The organism is Plastoroseomonas hellenica, from assembly GCF_018129085.1.
Taxonomy (GTDB): domain Bacteria; phylum Pseudomonadota; class Alphaproteobacteria; order Acetobacterales; family Acetobacteraceae; genus Plastoroseomonas; species Plastoroseomonas hellenica.
On record NZ_JAAGBB010000017.1, the window covers coordinates 103,524 to 122,344 of the forward strand.

12 protein-coding genes are annotated in these 18,821 nt (G+C 69.3%); 9 read left to right on the forward strand and 3 right to left on the reverse strand.

Annotated features, from left to right (window positions below; genetic code table 11):
- The first annotated feature begins 73 nt into the window (after window positions 1–73).
- Window positions 74–3,247 carry a glycerophosphodiester phosphodiesterase family protein gene (locus tag GXW71_RS15650; RefSeq protein ID WP_211853464.1) on the forward strand — a complete coding sequence of 1,058 codons (3,174 nt, stop codon included), beginning with the start codon at window positions 74–76 and terminating at the stop codon, window positions 3,245–3,247.
- Between the two features lie 49 nt (window positions 3,248–3,296).
- Here GXW71_RS15650 and GXW71_RS15655 read toward each other — a convergent pair whose 3' ends face one another.
- Together GXW71_RS15655 and GXW71_RS15660 are read right to left on the reverse strand one after the other, a co-directional pair.
- Complete coding sequence (locus tag GXW71_RS15655) at window positions 3,297–4,268, reverse strand: S1C family serine protease (protein ID WP_211853465.1); 972 nt, start codon at window positions 4,266–4,268, stop codon at window positions 3,297–3,299.
- Between the two features lie 133 nt (window positions 4,269–4,401).
- The gene (locus tag GXW71_RS15660; protein ID WP_211853466.1) at window positions 4,402–5,202 is read right to left on the reverse strand and encodes a TorF family putative porin; all 801 of its coding nucleotides are present in this window, start codon (window positions 5,200–5,202) and stop codon (window positions 4,402–4,404) included.
- Window positions 5,203–5,585: 383 nt separating this feature from the next.
- Here GXW71_RS15660 and GXW71_RS15665 point away from each other — a divergent pair, with 383 nt between their 5' ends.
- The 5 genes from GXW71_RS15665 to GXW71_RS15685 all read left to right on the forward strand — a co-directional run bounded on the left by GXW71_RS15665 (window position 5,586) and on the right by GXW71_RS15685 (window position 12,549).
- Window positions 5,586–5,951 carry a hypothetical protein gene (locus tag GXW71_RS15665; protein WP_211853467.1) on the forward strand — a complete coding sequence of 122 codons (366 nt, stop codon included), beginning with the start codon at window positions 5,586–5,588 and terminating at the stop codon, window positions 5,949–5,951.
- A gap of 261 nt (window positions 5,952–6,212) precedes the next feature.
- Entirely contained in the window at window positions 6,213–8,492 is a 2,280-nt protein-coding gene (locus GXW71_RS15670; RefSeq protein ID WP_211853468.1) for a DUF3141 domain-containing protein, read from the forward strand.
- A 13-nt stretch (window positions 8,493–8,505) separates the two neighbouring features.
- Window positions 8,506–9,408, forward strand: coding sequence for an agmatinase (gene speB, locus GXW71_RS15675; protein ID WP_211853469.1), 903 nt, complete (start codon window positions 8,506–8,508; stop codon window positions 9,406–9,408).
- Window positions 9,409–9,858: 450 nt separating this feature from the next.
- Window positions 9,859–11,046, forward strand: a complete 1,188-nt coding sequence (locus GXW71_RS15680) for a type III PLP-dependent enzyme (RefSeq protein ID WP_211853470.1) — start codon at window positions 9,859–9,861, stop codon at window positions 11,044–11,046.
- A gap of 84 nt (window positions 11,047–11,130) precedes the next feature.
- A complete protein-coding gene (locus GXW71_RS15685) occupies window positions 11,131–12,549 on the forward strand; it encodes a homospermidine synthase (protein ID WP_211853471.1) in 1,419 nt (472 codons plus the stop codon).
- Window positions 12,550–12,624: 75 nt separating this feature from the next.
- Here GXW71_RS15685 and GXW71_RS15690 read toward each other — a convergent pair whose 3' ends face one another.
- Window positions 12,625–13,860: a M20/M25/M40 family metallo-hydrolase gene (locus GXW71_RS15690; protein ID WP_211853472.1), complete on the reverse strand. Its 1,236-nt coding sequence runs from the start codon at window positions 13,858–13,860 to the stop codon at window positions 12,625–12,627.
- Between the two features lie 231 nt (window positions 13,861–14,091).
- Between GXW71_RS15690 and GXW71_RS15695 the strand changes: the two genes are divergently transcribed.
- The 3 genes from GXW71_RS15695 to GXW71_RS15705 all read left to right on the forward strand — a co-directional run bounded on the left by GXW71_RS15695 (window position 14,092) and on the right by GXW71_RS15705 (window position 18,811).
- Window positions 14,092–15,630 carry a M81 family metallopeptidase gene (locus GXW71_RS15695; RefSeq protein WP_211853473.1) on the forward strand — a complete coding sequence of 513 codons (1,539 nt, stop codon included), beginning with the start codon at window positions 14,092–14,094 and terminating at the stop codon, window positions 15,628–15,630.
- Window position 15,631: 1 nt separating this feature from the next.
- A complete protein-coding gene (locus GXW71_RS15700) occupies window positions 15,632–16,948 on the forward strand; it encodes a CapA family protein (protein ID WP_211853474.1) in 1,317 nt (438 codons plus the stop codon).
- 495 nt (window positions 16,949–17,443) lie between these two features.
- Complete coding sequence (locus GXW71_RS15705) at window positions 17,444–18,811, forward strand: L,D-transpeptidase scaffold domain-containing protein (protein ID WP_211853475.1); 1,368 nt, start codon at window positions 17,444–17,446, stop codon at window positions 18,809–18,811.
- The last annotated feature ends 10 nt before the right edge of the window (window positions 18,812–18,821 follow it).

Below are 18,821 nucleotides of genomic sequence, written 5' to 3' on the forward strand. Positions count from 1 at the left end.
TCGATGCGTCGCATCCCCGCCGGCATGGTCCACCCGACAAGGGTGCCAGGACGGCATCAGGGGAAAGCACAGCATGACCGAGAGCACGATCCGCGTCGCGACCTTCAACGCGTCGCTCAATCGCAGCGCCGAAGGCGAGTTGGTTGCGGATCTGTCGACACCCGGCAACCAGCAGGCGCGGACGGTGGCCGAGGTCATCCAGCGCAACGCGCCGGACATCGTGCTGATCAACGAGTTCGACTACGTCCCCGACAACCAGGCGCTCGACCTGTTCCGCGACAATTATCTGGGAGTCGGCCAGAACACCCTCGGCCTCGCCGATGGCGGCGGCACGCCGATCAACTTCGGCTATGCCTTCACCGCGCCCTCCAACACCGGCATCGCCTCCGGCTTCGACCTCAACAACAACGGTCAGGCGGTGACGGCGCCGGGCGCGCCGGGCTATGGCGACGACGCCCTCGGCTTCGGCAACTATCCCGGCCAGTACGGCATGGCGATCTACTCGAAGCACGAGATCCTCTACGACCAGATCCGCAGCTTCCAGACCTTCCTCTGGAAGGACATGCCCGATGCGCGCCTGCCCGACGATCCCACCACGGCGACGCCGGAGGACTGGTATTCGCCGGAGGAGCTCGCGGTGATGCGCCTCTCCTCCAAGAGCCACTGGGACATCCCGGTGCTGGTGGATGGCGAGGTGATCCACATCATCGTCGCACACCCGACGCCGCCGACCTTCGATGGCGCGGAGGACCGCAACGGGCTGCGCAACGCCGACGAGATCCGCTTCATCAGCGACTACGTCACCCCCGGCCAGGGTGATTACATCTATGACGACCAGGGCAATACCGGCGGGCTCGAGGCCGGCGCCCGCTTCGTCATCATGGGCGACATGAACGCCGACCCGAAGGATGGCGACAGCGTCGACACCGCGATCAACCAGTTGCTGGACAATCCCATCATCGACAGCAGCCTGGTGCCGACCAGCCCGGGCGGCGCCGAGCAGGCGGCGCTGCAGGGCGGCGCCAATGCCGGCCATGGCGGCGATCCCGCGCAGGACACCGCCGACTTCGCCGATGGCGCGCCCGGCAATCTGCGCGCCGATTACGTGCTGCCCTCCACCAATGGCCTGACGCCCGTCGACGCCCAGGTATTCTGGCCGGAAACGGGCGACCCGCTCTTCCCGCTGGCGGGGACCTTCGACCCGGCCCTGCTGCCGAACGGCTTCCCCGCCTCCGATCACCGGCTGGTCTCGGTGGACCTCACGATCGACGAGAGCTTCCCGACGCTCTCCGGCGACGCGCCGACCGTCATCGGCCATCGCGGCGCCAGCGGCTCGCGGCCCGAGCACACGCTGGAGGCCTACCGCGTGGCGATCGAACACGGCGCCGACGTGATCGAGCCGGATCTGGTGGTGACCAAGGACGGCCACTTGATCGTCCGCCATGAGCCGATGCTCGGTGGCACCACCGACATCGCCGACCATCCCGAATTCGCCGATCGCCGCACCACCAAGGTGATCGAGGGCGAAACCGTCACCGACTGGTTCGCCGAGGACTTTACCCTCGCCGAGATCAAGACGCTCTATGCCCGCGAGCGCATCCCGCAGGTCCGGCCCGAGAATGCCGAATACAATGACCAGTTCCGGATCCCGACGCTGGAGGAGGTGATCGACCTCGTGAAGCAGGTCGAGGCCGAGACCGGCCGCCAGATCGGCATCATCCCGGAGACCAAGCACCCGACCTATTTCGAATATGCGGGCAGCTATGCCGACGGCACGCCGATCCATGTCGACACCAGCCAGTTGCTGGTCGACACGCTGGTCGCGAATGACTTCACCGATCCGTCCCGGGTCTCGATCCAGTCCTTCGAGATCGCCAACCTGATCGAGTTGCAGACCAGGATCATGCCGGCCGCCGGCATCGACCTGCCGCTGGTGCAGCTCATGTTCAACAACTACTCGCCGGACATCCTGTTCCATCTCGACCCGGCCAATGCCGCGCGCGGCGCGGACCCGAGCCTGTTCGACGGCTTCGACTTCGCGCTGACCAAGGATACGGTCGCCGAGATCGGCGGCGGCGGCCTCTATTCCTCCGCCGCCTTCCAGGCGATGGCCGCGCTGTATGCGGAGGCGATCAGCCCCTACAAGGAGGATATCTACCTCACCGCGCCGGCCGCGGCGCCGGTCGATTTCGACGGCGACGGCATCGCGACGATCACCAACCAGCTCACCGGCGAGGTGGTGCCGATCGTCGACTGGGCGCATGACGCCGGCCTCGAGGTGGTGGTCTTCACGCTGCGCGACGAGGAGCCCTTCCTGTTCCTCAACCAGGATGGCAGCGTGCAGCGGCCGGTCGAGGAATACGTCAAGATCGCACTGGCCGGCTTCGACGGCATCTTCACCGATTTCCCCGGCAGCGGCCGCCAGGTCGTGGACCAGCTCAAGGCTGGCGACGGCGCGATCGCGCTCGCCAATCAGCAGGGCGGCAACGACATCCTGGTCTTCGATCCCGAAGCGCTGACCCGCGCCAAGGCGAGCGACGGCATCGACACCGCGATCTATGGCGGTGACGACAGGCTGGTGCTCGCGGCCGGGATCGAGGATGCCGAGTTGCGCGGCGATGCCGGTGCCACGGTCCTGGGCAACCGGCTCGACAACCGCATCACCGGCAATGCCGGGGATGATCGCCTGAAGGGCGAAGGCGGCGACGACGTCCTGGGTGGCGGCAGTGGCGACGACGACCTGTCAGGTGGCCGCGGCGACGACACCCTGGCGGGCGATGCGGGCGGTGATGAGCTGGACGGCGGCACCGGGGACGACCGGCTGCGCGGTGGGGATGGCGACGACCGGCTGTGGGGCGGCAAGGGCAGCGATACGCTGCAGGGCGGCGCGGACAGCGATATCCTGTACGGCGGCAAAGGCGCGGACGCGTTCGTCTATGACACCGCCGCCGAAGGCGATGATGTCATCCGCGACTTCGGCTGGGGCGACCGGATCGTGATCTCGGCGGCGGGCTTCGGCGGCGATCTCGAGGAAGGCCTCCTGTCCCGTCGGCGCTTCGACGTGGTCCATGCCAATGGTGAGCTCCCGGAGGGGACCACGCGGGAGGGAAGCGGGCAGTTCCTGTTCGACGACTGCGCGAAGCTGCTCTGGTGGGATGCCGACGGCTCGGGTGCCGAGGACGCGGTCCTCATCGCCCGCCTGCCCCGGGCCGACCTCTCGGCCTCGGACATCATGATCGTCGCCTGATGGTTCGCCCCTGAAGAAAACCCGGCCGCGTCGCGCGGCCGGGCCGGTCTCAATGCAGCCGCGGCGCCTTCAGGAACTGCGTGCGGTCCGAGGAGACCACGGTGATCTGCCGCATGGCACTGCGCCGGGCCAGCTTCATCGGCACGCGCGCGCCGGCGGCACCCACCGACCAGACCGCGCGCCACAGCGTCGCCAGATCATCGACTGGGGCATCAGCCACGGACACCACCCGGTCCCCGGCCCGGATCCCGGCCTTTTCCGCCGGCCCGCCCGGAGCCAGGGAGGCGATGGTCACCCCTTCCTCATCCTCGGTCGCATAGAGGCCGAGCCAAGGGCGCACCGGGCGGTCCGGACGGCCGCGCGTCAACAGGTCATCCAGCACCGGGCGCAGGCGGTGGATCGGCACCACCATGTTGAGGTCCTTGCGCCGCTTCTCGTCGCCTTCCTGCAGGATCAGCGACCCGATGCCGATCAGCGCCCCATCCGGCCCGATCAGCCCGGCGCCACCCCAGGCCGGATGCGCCGGCGCCGTGAACAGCGCGTCCTCCAGCAGGTATTCCCAGTAGCCCGCGAAGGGCTGGCGCGCGACCAGCCGGCAGGCCAGCGCATGCGCCCGGCCGCCGCCGCCCGCCAGGATCGCTTCCGCACCGACCTGCAGCGCCTCGCTGTCGCCAAGCGGCAGCGGCGGCACATGCGGGCGGCCCAGCGACTGCACCAGCCCGAAGCCCGTCTCCTGGTCGATCGCCAGCGGCACCCCGGGCAGCACCCGCCCGTCGCCGAAGCGCAACCAGACGCTCTCGGCCTCGGTCACCAGATAGCCGATGGTCAGGAACAACCCATCCTCGCGGATCAGCACGCCGCTGCCTTCGCGGTCGGTCCCGAGGACCGGCGCGGTGAAGCCGTCCTCCGGTACCTGCGCCCGCAACGAGACCACCGCTGAAAGCGCCCGGGCGAGATCGAAGCCGAGCGCGCCCTGGTCGGGCTGCAGGGTCTCCGGGATCTCCCAATCATCCTTTGCCATATACGGGCCCCTGGTCCTGTCTCGGTGGCGGCCAAGGGCGGCCGCCGCGATCCTGACCCTATGCCTAGCATAAAAAAGGCCGGCGGGAGCCTCGCCCCGCCGGCCGATCACGCAGAAGCCTTCTGCGGCCGCATCAGAACTTCCAGGTCAGGGTCCCGACGAAACGGGCGTTGCAGATCTTGAGGCCGCCGCATTCCCGCTCGCTCAAATCGGTGCCGTAGAAGCCGACCGAGGCGCTGAACCCCGCGGCGATGTCACGCGACAGGGTGATGCCGTACCAGAGGTAGCCATCATTCGCGATGCCGAAGCGTTGATAGCGGTCGATGAACTGATAGCCGAGGCGGCCGCCCAAGGTCACGTCGATCCCCGGGATCTTCCAGTCGACACCGCCTTCCAGATAGACGCCCGAGCCGGAGCGGCCGAAGAAGTTCGGGGAATAATTGATCGCCGCGGTCAGGCTGACATCGTTGCCGACATCGACGGTCCCGCGGACGCCGACTTCAAGATAGGACAGCTCGAACTGGCCGGGCTGCGCGGTGTAGCCCGGATAGGTGTAGCCGATGACATAGGTGTCCCACTTCACCGGGCCGGTCTCGAAGCGGAAGCCGCCGATGATGTCCAGCTCCTGCCGCGCGTTGGTGGCGAGGAAGGTCGCGGTGCTGAGGAAGGCACCGACGTAGAACCCGCTTTCGTGGGAGAGCTCCAGGGTGCCCTGGAAGGCGCCGCGGTTGCGGGTCTGGCTGATGCCGCGGAAGAGGTAGTCGGTGGTGGCGGCCACGCTGCCGCTCAGCGACAGCCCCGCACCCAGTTCGACCTGCGCCTTGGCGGGCGCCGCGGCGCCGATGCCGAACGCGAGGACAGCCGCGGCGGCCAGGCTGCCAAGGCGCAGCCGCTTGAGGCGGCCGAGAAGGGCGGATGGAGCGAGAACTGTCATGCGGTCTTTCCTGCCTTGCAATCATGTCGACATTCGTGGAGCCATCCCGACCCTCGGATCGGCACGGCTCAGCAAACATCGAGGATGGAGCAAGAACGATGCCGCGCCGTCACGTCGTGCACGGAGGCCGCCCGATGGCGACCCGCGGCCACGGCATTGTCGCCCTATCCCGCGGCAGTGATATCGCAACGAGCGATCCATGCCTGTAAATTGGGCATCCAACTTGATGCCACGACTGTAAAATCGGCATAAAGGCGACGTACTAGGCATTGCCGTCCCGCTGCCCCCTGTTCAGGCTGGGCGGGACGCATTGCTGCCGAAAGGGATGCATCCAGCGGCGGCGCGGCCGCGTATCGCGGCATCGCCACCGAGAAGGATGCTCGATGCCCCGCCCCGCCGTTTTCGCGTTCTGCGTACTGCTCGCCCTGCCGGCCGCGGCGGAGGCGCCCACCGAGGATTTCGGCGCATGGCCGCCGCTGCGGGATCCCTTCCCCAGTACCGGCGGTGGCGGGATCATGATCGCCGGCTATCGCCCGGTGCTGGCGGGGGCGGTCTGCTCCACTGATTTCGAGGCGGTGGAACCGAACGGCACCCGTCACCCCAATACCGTCGTGTTCGAGGCGGTGCCGGCGCAGGGCGGGATTCTCTGCACCAACGGCCGCTGGCGCTCGCTCACCGGCGACGCCTCCGGCACCACGTCCTTCCGCGTCTTCATCCGTGACGGCGTGGTACGCGGCCAACCGCTTTGAGACCAGGACCGGTGCCGAGACCAACCCGCGGCCGCAGGCCGCCACTGGTCTCTGCGGGCGAGCGCAGCAATGCCCCGGGGCCGCGAACGCGGCCCCGCGCGCGACCATCAGCCGGGCCGACGCCTCAGGCGTCATCCAGCTATGCTTGCGCTGCACCGCAGCATATGCCCATCTAGGCTTCCTGTTCCCGCCCGCGCTGGTACCGCCCAGGCGCGCATGGCATGCAGCGTGGCGCCAAGCCGCGCCCAGGAGTTCCCCCTGATGAGCCAAGCCCCCCGCCTGCCCGGTGCCGAGATCGCTACCCGCGCGGCCGAGACCGCCGGCCGTGCCGCCGAACAGGCCCGTCACATCGCCGAGGTCGCGCTGCGCGCCGCACCCGTCTTCGCGCCGCACCCACCCGCGCTGCCGCCGATCGCCCCCTTCCTGAAGACGCCGCTCGCCCTCGCCCAGGACGCCGCCGCCTATGCCGTGGATGCCGGCCAGCGCTGGGTCATGTTCTGGGACGCGATGCGCCAGGCCGGGAACACCTTCGTCGCACATGAGGAAGCCGGCTGCCCGCCGGTGCTGGTCTTCGACTACGACATGGTGGTCGACGGCCGCACCCTGGCACGGCCCTGCAACTACGCGCTGGTCGCCATCCGCCCGCCCGAGGGCTGGGCGCCGATCAACCACGCCTTCCGCCCCTTCGTCATCATCGACCCCCGCGCCGGCCACGGCGCCGGCATCGGCGGCTTCAAGTCGGACAGCCAGGTCGGCGTCGCGCTGCGCCGCGGCCATCCGGTCTATTTCGTCATCTTCTTCCGCGACCCGGAGCCCGGCCAGTCGATCCTCGACATCACCGCGGCCGAGGGCGATTTCCTGCGCGCGATCCGCGCCCGCCATCCGGAGGCGCCGAAGCCTGTCGTCATCGGCAATTGCCAGGGCGGCTGGGCGGTGATGATGCTGGGCGCGGCGGAGCCCGAGCTGACCGGGCCGCTGGTGCTGAATGGCGCGCCCCTCTCCTACTGGGCGGGCGAGACCGGCAAGAACCCGATGCGCTACCTGGGCGGCCTCGCCGGCGGCGCCTGGCCGGCGGCGATGATGGCCGATCTCGGCAACGGCAAGTTCGATGGCGCCAACCTGGTGCTGAACTTCGAGAGCCTGTCGCCCGGCAACACCTGGTTTCGCAAGTATTTCAACCTCTATCAGAACGCCGACACCGAGACCGAGCGCTTCCTGGAATTCGAGCGCTGGTGGGGTGGCTTCTACCTGATGAACAGCGACGAGATCAGTTGGATCGTGGAGAACCTGTTCATCGGCAACCGCTTCTCGCACGGCACGCTCGGCGCCGGGCCGGGGGCCGCCTTCGACATGCGGGCCGTGCGCTCGCCGGTCATCGTCTTCGCCTCGGCCGGGGACAACATCACGCCGCCCGGCCAGGCGCTGCGCTGGATCGCCGACGTCTACCATGACGAGCAGGAGATCAAGACGCGCGGCCAGACCATCATCTACCTGGTGCACACCGATATCGGGCATCTCGGTATCTTCGTCTCCGGCAAGGTCGCGCTGAAGGAACACGCCGAGATCGCCAATACGCTCGAGATGATCGAGGCGGTGGCGCCCGGCCTCTATGAGATGCGCATCACCGGCACCGAGGGCACCGGCCTCAACACCGGCTTCCAGGTGGAGCTGGTGGAGCGCAGCGTCGCCGATATCCGCGCCATCTCCGGCGATGCGGAGAACGAGGCTTTCCCGGCGGTTGCCAAGGTCAGTGCGCTGACCGAAAGCCTCTACGACATGACGCTGCGCCCGCTGATCCGCCAGTTCGCGACCGAGCAGAACGCGGAGCTGCGCCGCAAGCTGCATCCGCTGCGCGCCCGGCGCAGCCTGCTGTCGGAGAAGGTCAACCCCTTCATGGCGCCCTTCGCCGCCTGGGCGGAAATGGCGCGCGCGCATCGCGCCCCGGCCGATGCCGGCAACGCCTTCATCGCGCTGGAACGCGCGGTTGCCGACACGGTCGAGCGCGGCCTGGACCGTTGGCGCGACATGCGCGACGCGACCGCTGAGGTTGCCTTCCACGCGCTCTATGGCGGCCTCGCGGCCGCCGGCATCACCGACGACGCGACGCCGATCGAGGCCCCCGCCCAGGCCGCGCTGCTGCAGACGCCGGAGGTGCAGGCCGCGATGGGCCGGATCGCCGATGGCGGCTATGCCGAGGCGGTGGTGCGGATGATGATCCTCCTCGCCCGCGCCCGTGGCGGCGTCCGCCGCGACCGCCTCGCCCGCTCCAACGCGCTGCTGACCGGGGAGAGCCCCTTCGCCGAGATGTCGGCGGAGGCGCGGCAGACCCTGATCCGCGAGCAGACGCTGATCGTCGCCGTGGCACCGGAGGAGGCGCTGACCGCCCTGACCACGCTGCTGCCCAAGGCGCCGGAGCGTCGTCGCGCGCTGAACGCGGTGGAAGCCGTTGCCGGGCCCGAGGCGGAGCTGAACGAGCCAGCGATCGCGATGCTGAAGCGCCTGCGCGAGACGCTGAAGCTGCCGCGCCCGGCCGCCGCCTGAAGGCACGTCCTGAATGGCTGCGACCCCCACCTTCGCGACGCCGCCTGGCTTCCTCGGCCTGCCGATCGGACCGAAGCCGGCGGCGCTCGCGATCGCCGGTATTCCGCTCGATATCGGCACCACCAACCGGGCCGGCGCACGCGCGGCACCCGCCGCAATCCGGACCGCGTCGCGCATGCTGGTTGATGGCGCGCATCCCGTGAGCGGCGTCGATCCCGCGACGCTGCCGATCACCGATGCCGGCGATTTCGCGATCGCGCTCGGCGATATCCAGGCGAGTCTGGCACTGATCGAGCAGCAGGCGGCCGCGATCCCGCATCTGGTGGCGCTCGGCGGCGAGCATGGCGTGACATTGCCGCTGCTGCGCGCGCTGAAGCGGCGCCTCGGCGCGCCGCTGGCGCTGCTGCATGTCGACGCGCATTGCGACACCTGGCCGGAGAGCTTCGGGCAGGTCTATGGCCATGGCTCGGTCTTCTTCCACGCCATCGAGGAAGGCCTGGTCGACCCGGGCCGCATGATCCAGATCGGCATCCGCTCCCCCGTCCAGGCCGATGTCGCGGCCTGGGCGCCGGCCCGCGGCGTGACCGTGCTCTCGGCCCAGGATGTCCATGCCATGGGTGTCAGCGCAGTGGCGGATCGCGCGCGGGCGGTGCTGGGCGATGCCCCCGCCTATCTCTCCTTCGACATCGATGCCCTCGACCCCGCCTTCGCGCCCGGCACCGGCACGCCGGAGATCGGCGGCCTCGCCTCCTGGCAGGCGCAGGCGCTGATCCGGGCGTTGGCGGGCATCGACTGGCGCGGCATGGACGTGGTCGAGGTCGCGCCGGCCCATGACGTGGCGGAGATCACGGCACTCGCCGCCGCCACCCTCGCCTGGGAATATCTCTGCCAGATCGGCCCGCGTCTTTCCGTTTGATCGCGTGATTCAGACGTTTCGGCCGGAGCGGCCTCACGTCATCACGCTCCTCCCGTCCGTGACCGGAGAGTTACCGGCCGTTGCCAAGCTTGGCCGGAGCCGGCACCCGAACACATGCCAGGGTCCCGTAATTTTCCCCGGGTCCTGATCGAATGCCCTTGCATTTTCCGGGCGCGGGCCGCATATCCCCGCCGCTCGACGCCATCGCACGTGCCGCGAGCCTGGAATCAGGGTTTCCGCCCCCAGGCACAGCAACGACGGGAACGCGTCCTTTTCGGTGGGGCCGGCTGCCATGGGCCGGCGCACAGACAGGGAAGTGGCCATGTCCGCTGAACTCCCGCACGGCGCGATGCCGAGACATCGCGGCCCGATGCTCGCCTGACGGCGCCCCGCTGCTTCCGCGCAGCCCGCCCCGTCCTGCCCCGACCTTTCGCCGTGAGTGCCTCACCCATGCGCCTGCAAAAATCCCGTCCCGCCCTGCTGCCTGCCGTCGATGACCTGGTCGCCCTGGCGCGCCCGGAGGAGCCGATGCTCTGCCTGCGCCCGGAGGTGCTGGCCGACACCGCGCGCGCCTTCCGCCGCGCCTTCCCCGGCGAGACGCTCTATGCCGTGAAGTGCAACCCGGACGCCGCGGTGCTGCGCGCCCTGTGGGAAGGCGGCGTGCGCCATTTCGACTGCGCCTCCATCGGCGAGGTGCGGCAGGTGCGCGGCCTTTTCCCGGCGGCCGAGATCCACTTCATGCACCCGATCAAGGCGCGCTCCGCGATCCGCGAGGCCTATGCCGAGCATGGGGTGCGCGACTTCGTGCTCGACAGCGCCGAGGAGTTTTCCAAGATCCTGGCGGAGACCGGCAATGCGGCCGATCTCGGGATCTTCGTCCGCCTCGGGCTGCCGAAGGGCAGCGCGCGCTACGACCTCTCCGGCAAATTCGGTGCGACGCCGGAGGATGCGGCGGCGCTGCTCGCCGCCGCGCGCCCGCATGCGGTGCGGCTCGGCCTCTCCTTCCATGTCGGCAGCCAGTGCATGGAGCCGGAGAGCTACACCCGCGCCCTGCTGGCCGCCGGCGAGGTGGTGCGCGCCGCCGGCGTCGCGGTCGAGATCGTCGATGTCGGTGGCGGCTTCCCGGTCGCTTATCCGGACATGGCTCCCCCGGCACTCTCCGCCTTCATGGCGGCGATCGCGCGCGGCTACGCCCAGGCCAGGCTGCCGGCGGGAACGAAGCTTTGGGCCGAGCCCGGCCGCGCCCTGGTGGCCGGCGGCGCCTCCCTCATCGTGCAGGTGCAGGCACGCCGCGGCGACGCGCTGTTCATCAATGACGGGATCTACGGGACGCTGTCGGATGCCGGCGTGCCGGGCTTCCGCTTCCCGGTGCGGCCGCTCCGTGCCAGCGCGGCGCCGCTGGTCGACTACAGCTTCTTCGGCCCCACCTGCGACAGTGCGGACGCCATGCGCGGCCCCTTTCCGTTGCCTGCCGACATGGCGGAGGGCGACTGGATCGAAATCGGCCAGCTCGGCGCCTATGGCGCCTGCCTCGGCTCCGGCTTCAACGGCTTCGCCGCCCCCCGGATCGAAGCGGTGCGCGACCGGCCCCTGCTCGAGACCCCAGGCCTGACCACCCGGCGTATCCGCGCCGCCTGATCCGCCTTCTCATTGTCACAGGGACGGAGCGGCTTCCCGGCCGCCCCGCCCCTATGCTGTTGTTTTCGTGCAGGAGTGCCGCAGATGTCCCTCGACACCATCCACGCCCGTTTCGACGGGCGCCTCGTCATCCTGGGCTTCGGCTCCATCGGCCAGGGCGTGCTGCCGCTGATCCTGCGCCATATCCAGATGCCGAAGGAGCGCATCACCATCGTCACCGCCGAGCCGCGCGGGCGCGAGGTCGCGGCCGAATACGGCATCGCTTTCCAGGAAACTGCCGCCACGCGGGACAACTACCGCGCGCTGCTGACGCCGCTGCTGGGCAAGGGCGACTTCCTGCTGAACGTCTCGGTCGACGTCTCCTCGGTCGCGCTGATCGAGCTCTGCCGCGAACTCGGCTGCCTCTACCTCGACACCGTGGTGGAGCCCTGGGGTGGTCTCTACACCGACCCGACCCTAACCCCCTCCCAGCGCTCCAACTACGCGCTGCGCGAGAGCGTGCTGGCGCTGCCGCCCGGCGGCCCGACCGCCGTGTTGACCCATGGCGCCAATCCGGGCCTGGTCTCCCACTTCGTGAAGCAGGCACTGCTCGCTATCGCGCGCGACACCGGCAAGCCGGTCACGGCGCCGGCAGCGGCCGATCGCGCCGGCTGGGCCGCGCTGGCGCAGTCGCTCGGCGTCAAGGTGGTCCATATCGCGGAGCGCGACACCCAGGCCTCCAACCAGCCGAAGCGCCCGGGCGAATTCGTCAACACCTGGTCGGTCGACGGCTTCGTCGGCGAAGGCAACCAGCCGGCCGAGCTCGGCTGGGGCAGCCATGAGAAGGCGCTGCCCGAGGATGGCCGCCGCCACGGCTTCGGCTGCGACGCCGCGATCTACCTGCTGCGCCCCGGCGCCGGCACCCGCGTGCGCACCTGGACCCCGCTGGAAGGCCCCTTCCACGGCTTCCTCGTGACCCACAACGAGGCGATCTCGATCGCCGACTACTACACGGTGAAGAACGGCGACGGCTCGGTCGCCTATCGCCCGACCTGCCACTACGCCTACCACCCCTGCGACGCCGCGGTGCTCTCGGTGCACGAGCTCGCCGGCAAGAACTGGGAGATGCAGCCGGAGAAGCGGCTGATGGTCGACGAGATCGTCACCGGCATGGACGAGCTCGGCGTGCTGCTGATGGGCCATGCGAAGGGCGCCTATTGGTACGGCTCCCGCCTGACGATCGAGGAAGCGCGCCGGGTGGCGCCGCACAACAACGCCACCTCGCTGCAGGTGACGGCCGCGGTGCTCGCCGGCGTGATCTGGGCGATCGAGAACCCGGAGCGCGGCCCGGTGGAGGCCGACAGCCTCGACCACACCCGCATCCTCGAGATCTGCGCGCCCTATCTCGGCGACGTCGTCGGCGCCTATTCGGATTGGACGCCGCTCGAAGGGCGCGAGAAGCTGTTCCCGGAAAGCGTGGATCGCGAAGATCCCTGGCAGTTCCAGAACTTTCGGGTGGTGTGAGGAAGAGCGGGGGAAAGGAATTTCCCCCGCACCCCCATTCTTTTCTTTTTGCTACCTGGTACCAACGACAACGGTTCAGCCCACGGACATAAGATCCGCCAGCGCCAGCGCGACGACTTCCGTCGCGGCGAAGAGATCCGACAGCGGCACGCGTTCATCAGCGCGGTGTGCATTCGCCTCCTCGATGCTGCGTGGGCCGGCGCCATAAAGCACGATCGGCACGCCGCGCGCGGCGTAGTGGCGCGCATCGGTGTAGAGCGGCACGCCACTCACGCCGATCGGCTCGCCCAGCACCCGCGTCGCATGTTTCGCCAGCGCGGCGGCGAGGCGGCCGCTGCCGGGCAGCGGCGTCAGCGGCGGCGCCAGCAGGATGCGCCGCACCGCGCAGCGCGCCTCGGGAAAGCCGGAGGCGGCTTCGGCGATGATCTCCCGCAGCTCCGCCTCGACCTCCGCCGGCGCCTCCTCCGGCACCATGCGGCGGTCCAGGCGGAAGACGACCCGGTCCGGCACCACATTGGTGTTGATGCCGCCTTCGATCAGCCCGACCGTGAGCTGCGGTGCGCCGATCCCCGGCACCTTGGAGACCCGCCCCGTCAGTCCGCGGCGCCAGGCGAAGAGCGTGGACAGCACGGCATTCGCCGCCTCCAGCGCATCCACCCCGGTCCAGGGCTTGGCCGCATGGGCGGACCGGCCGCGCAGCTCCACCTCCAGGTGCAGGCAGCCATTATGGGCGTCGACGACGGCGTAGGAGAAGCCGGCGCCGATCGCAAAATCCGGCTTGCTGATGCCTTGGTCGAGCAGCCAGGGCGGACCGATCTCGCCACCCGATTCCTCGTCATAGGTGAAGTGCAGCTCCACCGCGCCGCCGAGCGCCGCGCCGGAGGCGATCAACGCCAGCAGTGCCCAGGTGTAGGTCGCGAAATCGGATTTGGAGACCGCGGCGCCGCGCCCATACATCCAGCCATCGACGATGGCGGCGCCATAGGGATCCTGCGTCCAGCCCTCGCCCGGCGGCACCACATCGCCATGCGCATTCAGCGCGATGGTGGGCCCCGGGCCGAAGCGATGGCGGACCACCAGGTTGGTCACCGACGCTAGGCCGTGCTTCGCCGCGGCGTCCGCCGGCACCGCGTGGCGTTCGACCGTCAGGCCAAGCCCCTCCAGCAGCGCCGCTGCCACCTCCGCCGCGCCGGCGAGGTCGCCGGGCGGGTTGTCGGAGGGCGTGCGCACCAGCGCCGCGAGGAATTCCGTCTGCCGCGCGCGTTCACCGGCCAGGAAGGCGCCGATGCGGGCGGCGATATCGTCGGACATGAACTATCTCCGTCACTCGACCTTGTCTGGCGCATCGGGTGTGGGGCGGATGCGGCCAGCGTCCCGATGATGCAGAGCCGTCGCCGGCTTATCCAGAGAATGCGCATGCATAGCCACGCGCCAGGCGAATGGCCCAGCGCCGGTGACTGCAACCGGGGGGCGCAGCGGGTTGCTTTTGGATACGGATGGCGCAGTCTCCGCCGACCCGAGTTCTCTGGAAGCCTGCCCACTATGCCTGCTGCTCCCCGGATCGCCTTGCTCAGCTTCATGCTGGAGGCCAATGGCTTTGCCCCGGCCGCGACGCGGGAGGAGTTCCGCCAGAAGCATTGGCTGGAAGGGCAGGCGATCCTCGACGATGCCCGCGCGGAGCGGCCGCGCGACACCGGCGGCATCACCGGCTTCGTCGAGGCGATGGACGCGATGGGCCCCTGGACGCCAATCCCGCTGGCCGCCACCAGCGCCGGCGCCAGCGGCCCGGCCGACCAGGCCTTCCTGGAGGAATTCCTCGCCGTCGTGGAACCGGGGCTGCGCGCGGCGCTGCCGCTGGATGGCGTCTACATCGAATCCCACGGCGCCGCCTGCGCGACCGTGGAAGACGACCCGGAAGGGCTGATCTTCGCCCGCGTGCGCGCCATCGTCGGGCCGGATGTGCCGGTGGTCTCGACCCTCGACCTGCACGCCAATGTCAGCCGCAGGATGGTCGAGGAGACCGACCTGCTGATCGCCTATCTCACCAACCCGCACACCGACATGCGCGCCCGCGGCCAGGAAGCGGCGCGTGCGATGCGGGAGCTGCTCGGTGGCGTGAAGACGGCGAAGGCTTTCATCCGCCTGCCGATCCTGCCGCCCTCGGTCGCGCTGCTGTCCGATCGCGGCCCGTATGGCGCGGCGATCGCGCGCGGGCAGGAGCTCAGCAAGGGCCCGATCCTGAACGTCTCCGTGCTCGGCAATTTCAGCATGGGCGACAATCCGAAGAACGGCATGAGCGTCATCGTCACCAGCCGCGGCGACCAGGCGGCGGCCGATGCCGTGGCGAAGGAACTCGCGGACCTGCTCTGGTCGCGGCGCGGGGAGCTGGTCGCGAAGCTGATGCCGATCGAGACGGCCGCATGGCGGCTGCAGGCGGTCTGCGACGATCCAGCCCTGCCGCCGCTGCTCTTCGCCGATGTCGCGGACAATCCCGGTGGCGGCGCCCGCGGCAACACCACGGCTGTATTGAAGGCCTTCCTCGCCGCGGGTGTCACCGGGACGGCCTTCGCCATCCATTTCGATCCGGCGCTCGCCGCCGAGGCGCACGCGCTCGGCAGGGGCGCCCGCTTCACGGCGGTGCTGAACCGCGACGAGACGACGCCCGGCAGCGACCGGCTCAGTGCCGAAGCTGACGTGATGGGCCTCTCGGATGGCGAAGTGGTCGGCCGGCGCGGCACCATCGGCGGCCGGCGCATCTCGCTCGGCGCCACCGCCTGGCTGCGGCTGGAGGGGCGGATCGACGTGGTCTTCGTCTCCATCCGCCATCAGTGCCTCGACACCGCGATGCTGGAGCATCTCGGCATCGACCTGCGCGCGCTGCGCGGCATCGTGGTGAAGTCACGCGGCCATTTCCGCGCCGGCTTCGACGATATCTTCCCCGATGAGCGCATCCTCGAGATCGACGGGCCGGGGCTGGTGACACCGGTGCTGACCCGCGTGCCCTTCCGCCACATCCCGCGCCCGATCTGGCCGCTTGATCCTGATATGGCCTGGCAAGTGCCGGCGGAGGTCGCGATCTGACATGAGCACATCGCCCTTTCGCCTGGCGCTCACCGGTGACAGCATCCTGCAGCGCCGCCTGCGAAGCCGCGTCGATCCTGAGCTCACGCCGCTCTTTGACCTGATCCGCGGTGCCGATCTCGCTTTCACCAATCTGGAGGTGGTGCCGAACGATTACCGGGGCGACCCCGCGCTGGAGAGCGGCGGGTCGCATTTCGGCGCTCCGGCCTGGGTGCTGGACGAGCTGACCGAGGCCGGCTTCAGCCTCTTCGCGACCGCGACCAATCATTGCCTCGACTACGGCATCTCCGGCCTGCGCGCCGGGATCGACGCGCTGGAACGGCGCGGTCTAACCTATGCCGGCATCGGCCCGAACCTCGAGGATGCGCGGCGACCCGCCTACCACACCCATCCGGGTGCGACAGTCGCGCTGCTCTCCTGCTCCTCCACCTTCGCCAAGGGACAGGAGGCCGGCGCGCAGCGCGCGGACATGCCAGGCCGCCCCGGGCTGAACCCGCTGCGCTACGACACCATGCATGAGGTGACGCCGGCGCAGCTCGAGCAGCTCCGTGCGATCGCCGAGCAGCTCGGGCTGGAGCGGCAGCGCCGCGAGATCATCAAGCTCGGCTTCGGCTTCCCGCCGGCCGATCCCGAAGTTCTGCCGATCGGCGCCATGAATTTCCGCCCCGCCGAGAAGACGGCGCTGCGCACCAGCGCGAAAGCCACTGACGTCGAGGACATCGCCCGCTGGGTCAGGGAGGCGCGGCTCTCCGCCGACATCGTCCTGGTCAGCCTGCATGCGCATGAGGCCGGCGCGAGCAAGGAGGAGCCGGCGGAGTTCATCGCCCCCTTCGCCCGCCGCATGATCGAGGAAGGCGCCGACCTCGTCGTCGGCCACGGCCCGCATCTGCTGCGGGGCATGGAGATCCACAAGGGCAAGCCGATCTTCTACAGCCTCGGCAATTTCATCGGCCAGAACGAGCTGGTGCCGCGCATCCCCGCTGATTCCTACGAGCGCTTCCGCGCCAGCCCGATGATGACGCCCGGCCAAGTCTATCGGCAGCGCACCGCGGGCGACACCAAGGGCTTCCCGGCGGACCGACGCTTCTGGGAGAGCGTCATGCCGGTCTGCCGTTTCGACGGCGCTGATCTCGTCGGGATGGAGATCCACCCGGTGAGCCTCGGCCTCGGCGAGGCGGCGCATCGCCGCGGCCGGCCGCGGCTTGCGGCCGGCGAGGAGGGTGCCGGCATCCTGCAGCGCTTCGCCGCGCTGTCGGAACCCTTCGGCACGCGGCTCCGCATCGACGGCGATCGCGGCTGGCTCGACATCGGCGGCTGACGCCGCCGCAACACGGATCCACAACCGGCAGACCACGGTGGCAAATGCCGCCGGCTGCAGGCCGACCGCGCGGACCTCTCCGGCTTCGCGTCGGGCACCCCCTATTCTGGGGCGTCCGCCGCGGCTGATCGCGCTCGGTAGGCTGCGGCCATGGTCGCTTCAACTTGAAGCGACCATGCTCTGAGGTGGATGGCTCAGCGGGTCCGCAGATTGGCGCGATCCGGGACTTAGCCTCGGGCCGGCGGAACCGGAGCCGGGGCCGGCGGAGGCACATAGGCCGGCGCCGGCGGCGGCGGGGGCGGCTGCTGCGCACACGCCGCGAGGAGCGCCACGGGAACCACGATCATTGCCGCCTTGCGGAACAGCTTGCGGCAAGCCACCAGCCTGGAAATGGCGAGCATCTGATTCTCCATAGTTGGATGGCATGGACAGCACGGGAATGAAGAGCAATTCTTGGCACGGAGTCAAACTGACAGTTGCGTGAGGAGTGGAATATTGCGCGCGCTGCGATGGAAGGTCGGCCTTGATCGCGAGGAGCAACTGAGTTTCGCCCAGGTCCCGGTGTCCCGGCGCACCACTCTCGCCGCGGCATGTGCGCTCTCTGCGTGCAGTGCGTATCCGGAGCGCGAAGCGGTCCCCGTGCAGGCACTGCCTGCCGACACTGAACTCCGCGACTTGAGCGACGACGCGCCTGAGTTGGTCGTCGCTGGTGAACGGCTGAATGCAGGATTGCTGCGGCGCTTCTATGCGCGCCATGGCTTCGAGCCCGTATGGACGACCCGGCAGACACAGGCGGACTCACTGGTGGATGCCGTGTTGCGCGCCGGCGATCACGGCCTGGACCCTGAGCGGTTTCATGCCAGCTTGCTGCTGCGCAGAGCGACGTTTCCGCCGCTTCGCCGCGAATTGCTGCTGTCGGACGCCTTCCTGTCGTATGCGAGCGCGCTGGCCTTCGGCGCCGTGCCGGTTGAGCGCCGAAAAGATGGCGAGGCCCTGACGCCTGAGCCGACCGATGTGGCCGCTGCGCTCGATACGGCGATCGGCAGCCCCGATCCGGCGGCAGCAATCGAGGCCCTGGCACCGACGACGCCGACCTATCAGGCGCTGCGCCAGGCGCTGCGGCGGTATCGCCCGGGCGCCCCGGCCGGCGGCAGCGCCACGGCGAGCCGCTTGCGCCAGATCGAAGTGAACCTCGAGCGCCAGCGCTGGTTGCCACGGCCGCTGCCGGCGGACCGCGCCTGGGTCAACGTCGCTGACCAACGGCTGGTGCTTTATCGCGCCGATCAGCCGATTTTCTCGACCCGGGTCGTCGTCGGCGATGATGCTCAGCGCAATCAGAGCCCTGAGTTTCGCGCCATGATCGAGGCCAGTTTCTTCAACCCTCCCTGGGTGATCCCGAGCGACATCGTTACCGCTGAAATCCTGCCAATCATCAGCCGCGACCCGCATTATCTGACGCGCAACAACATGGTCATGCGCGACAATGGCGAGGTGGAGCAGCAACCGGGCCCCAACGCAGGGCTCGGGTTGATCATGTTCGACATGCCGAACCGGTTCGACGTCTACCTGCACGACACGCCGGACAAGCATCTCTTCAGCCGCGACAACCGCCGCATCAGCCATGGCTGCATCCGGGTGCAGAACCCGCTCGAATTTGCTGCCCTGCTGATGCAGCAGCCGATCGACGCAATTCATCAGGGGATCGCGATCGGCGGCACCATCCGGAACAGCCTGCCGACGCCGGTGCCGGTATTCGTGGTCTACCAGACCGCGTTTGCGGATGCCGATGGCAGGTTGGAGTTCCGCCCGGATTTCTACAACCGCGACGCCGACATCTGGCGCCATCTGCAGCAACGCGGTTAAGGGCGGAACC

Coding starts and splice junctions, on each gene's coding strand:
- GXW71_RS15665 (WP_211853467.1), top strand. CDS start 5,586: ATGCCCCGCCCCGCCGTTTTCGCGTTCTGCGTACTGCTCGCCCTGCCG.
- GXW71_RS15685 (WP_211853471.1), top strand. CDS start 11,131: ATGTCCCTCGACACCATCCACGCCCGTTTCGACGGGCGCCTCGTCATC.
- GXW71_RS15670 (WP_211853468.1), top strand. CDS start 6,213: ATGAGCCAAGCCCCCCGCCTGCCCGGTGCCGAGATCGCTACCCGCGCG.
- GXW71_RS15660 (WP_211853466.1), bottom strand. CDS start 5,202: ATGACAGTTCTCGCTCCATCCGCCCTTCTCGGCCGCCTCAAGCGGCTG.
- GXW71_RS15690 (WP_211853472.1), bottom strand. CDS start 13,860: ATGTCCGACGATATCGCCGCCCGCATCGGCGCCTTCCTGGCCGGTGAA.
- GXW71_RS15650 (WP_211853464.1), top strand. CDS start 74: ATGACCGAGAGCACGATCCGCGTCGCGACCTTCAACGCGTCGCTCAAT.
- GXW71_RS15680 (WP_211853470.1), top strand. CDS start 9,859: ATGCGCCTGCAAAAATCCCGTCCCGCCCTGCTGCCTGCCGTCGATGAC.
- GXW71_RS15700 (WP_211853474.1), top strand. CDS start 15,632: ATGAGCACATCGCCCTTTCGCCTGGCGCTCACCGGTGACAGCATCCTG.
- GXW71_RS15695 (WP_211853473.1), top strand. CDS start 14,092: ATGCCTGCTGCTCCCCGGATCGCCTTGCTCAGCTTCATGCTGGAGGCC.
- speB (WP_211853469.1), top strand. CDS start 8,506: ATGGCTGCGACCCCCACCTTCGCGACGCCGCCTGGCTTCCTCGGCCTG.
- GXW71_RS15655 (WP_211853465.1), bottom strand. CDS start 4,268: ATGGCAAAGGATGATTGGGAGATCCCGGAGACCCTGCAGCCCGACCAG.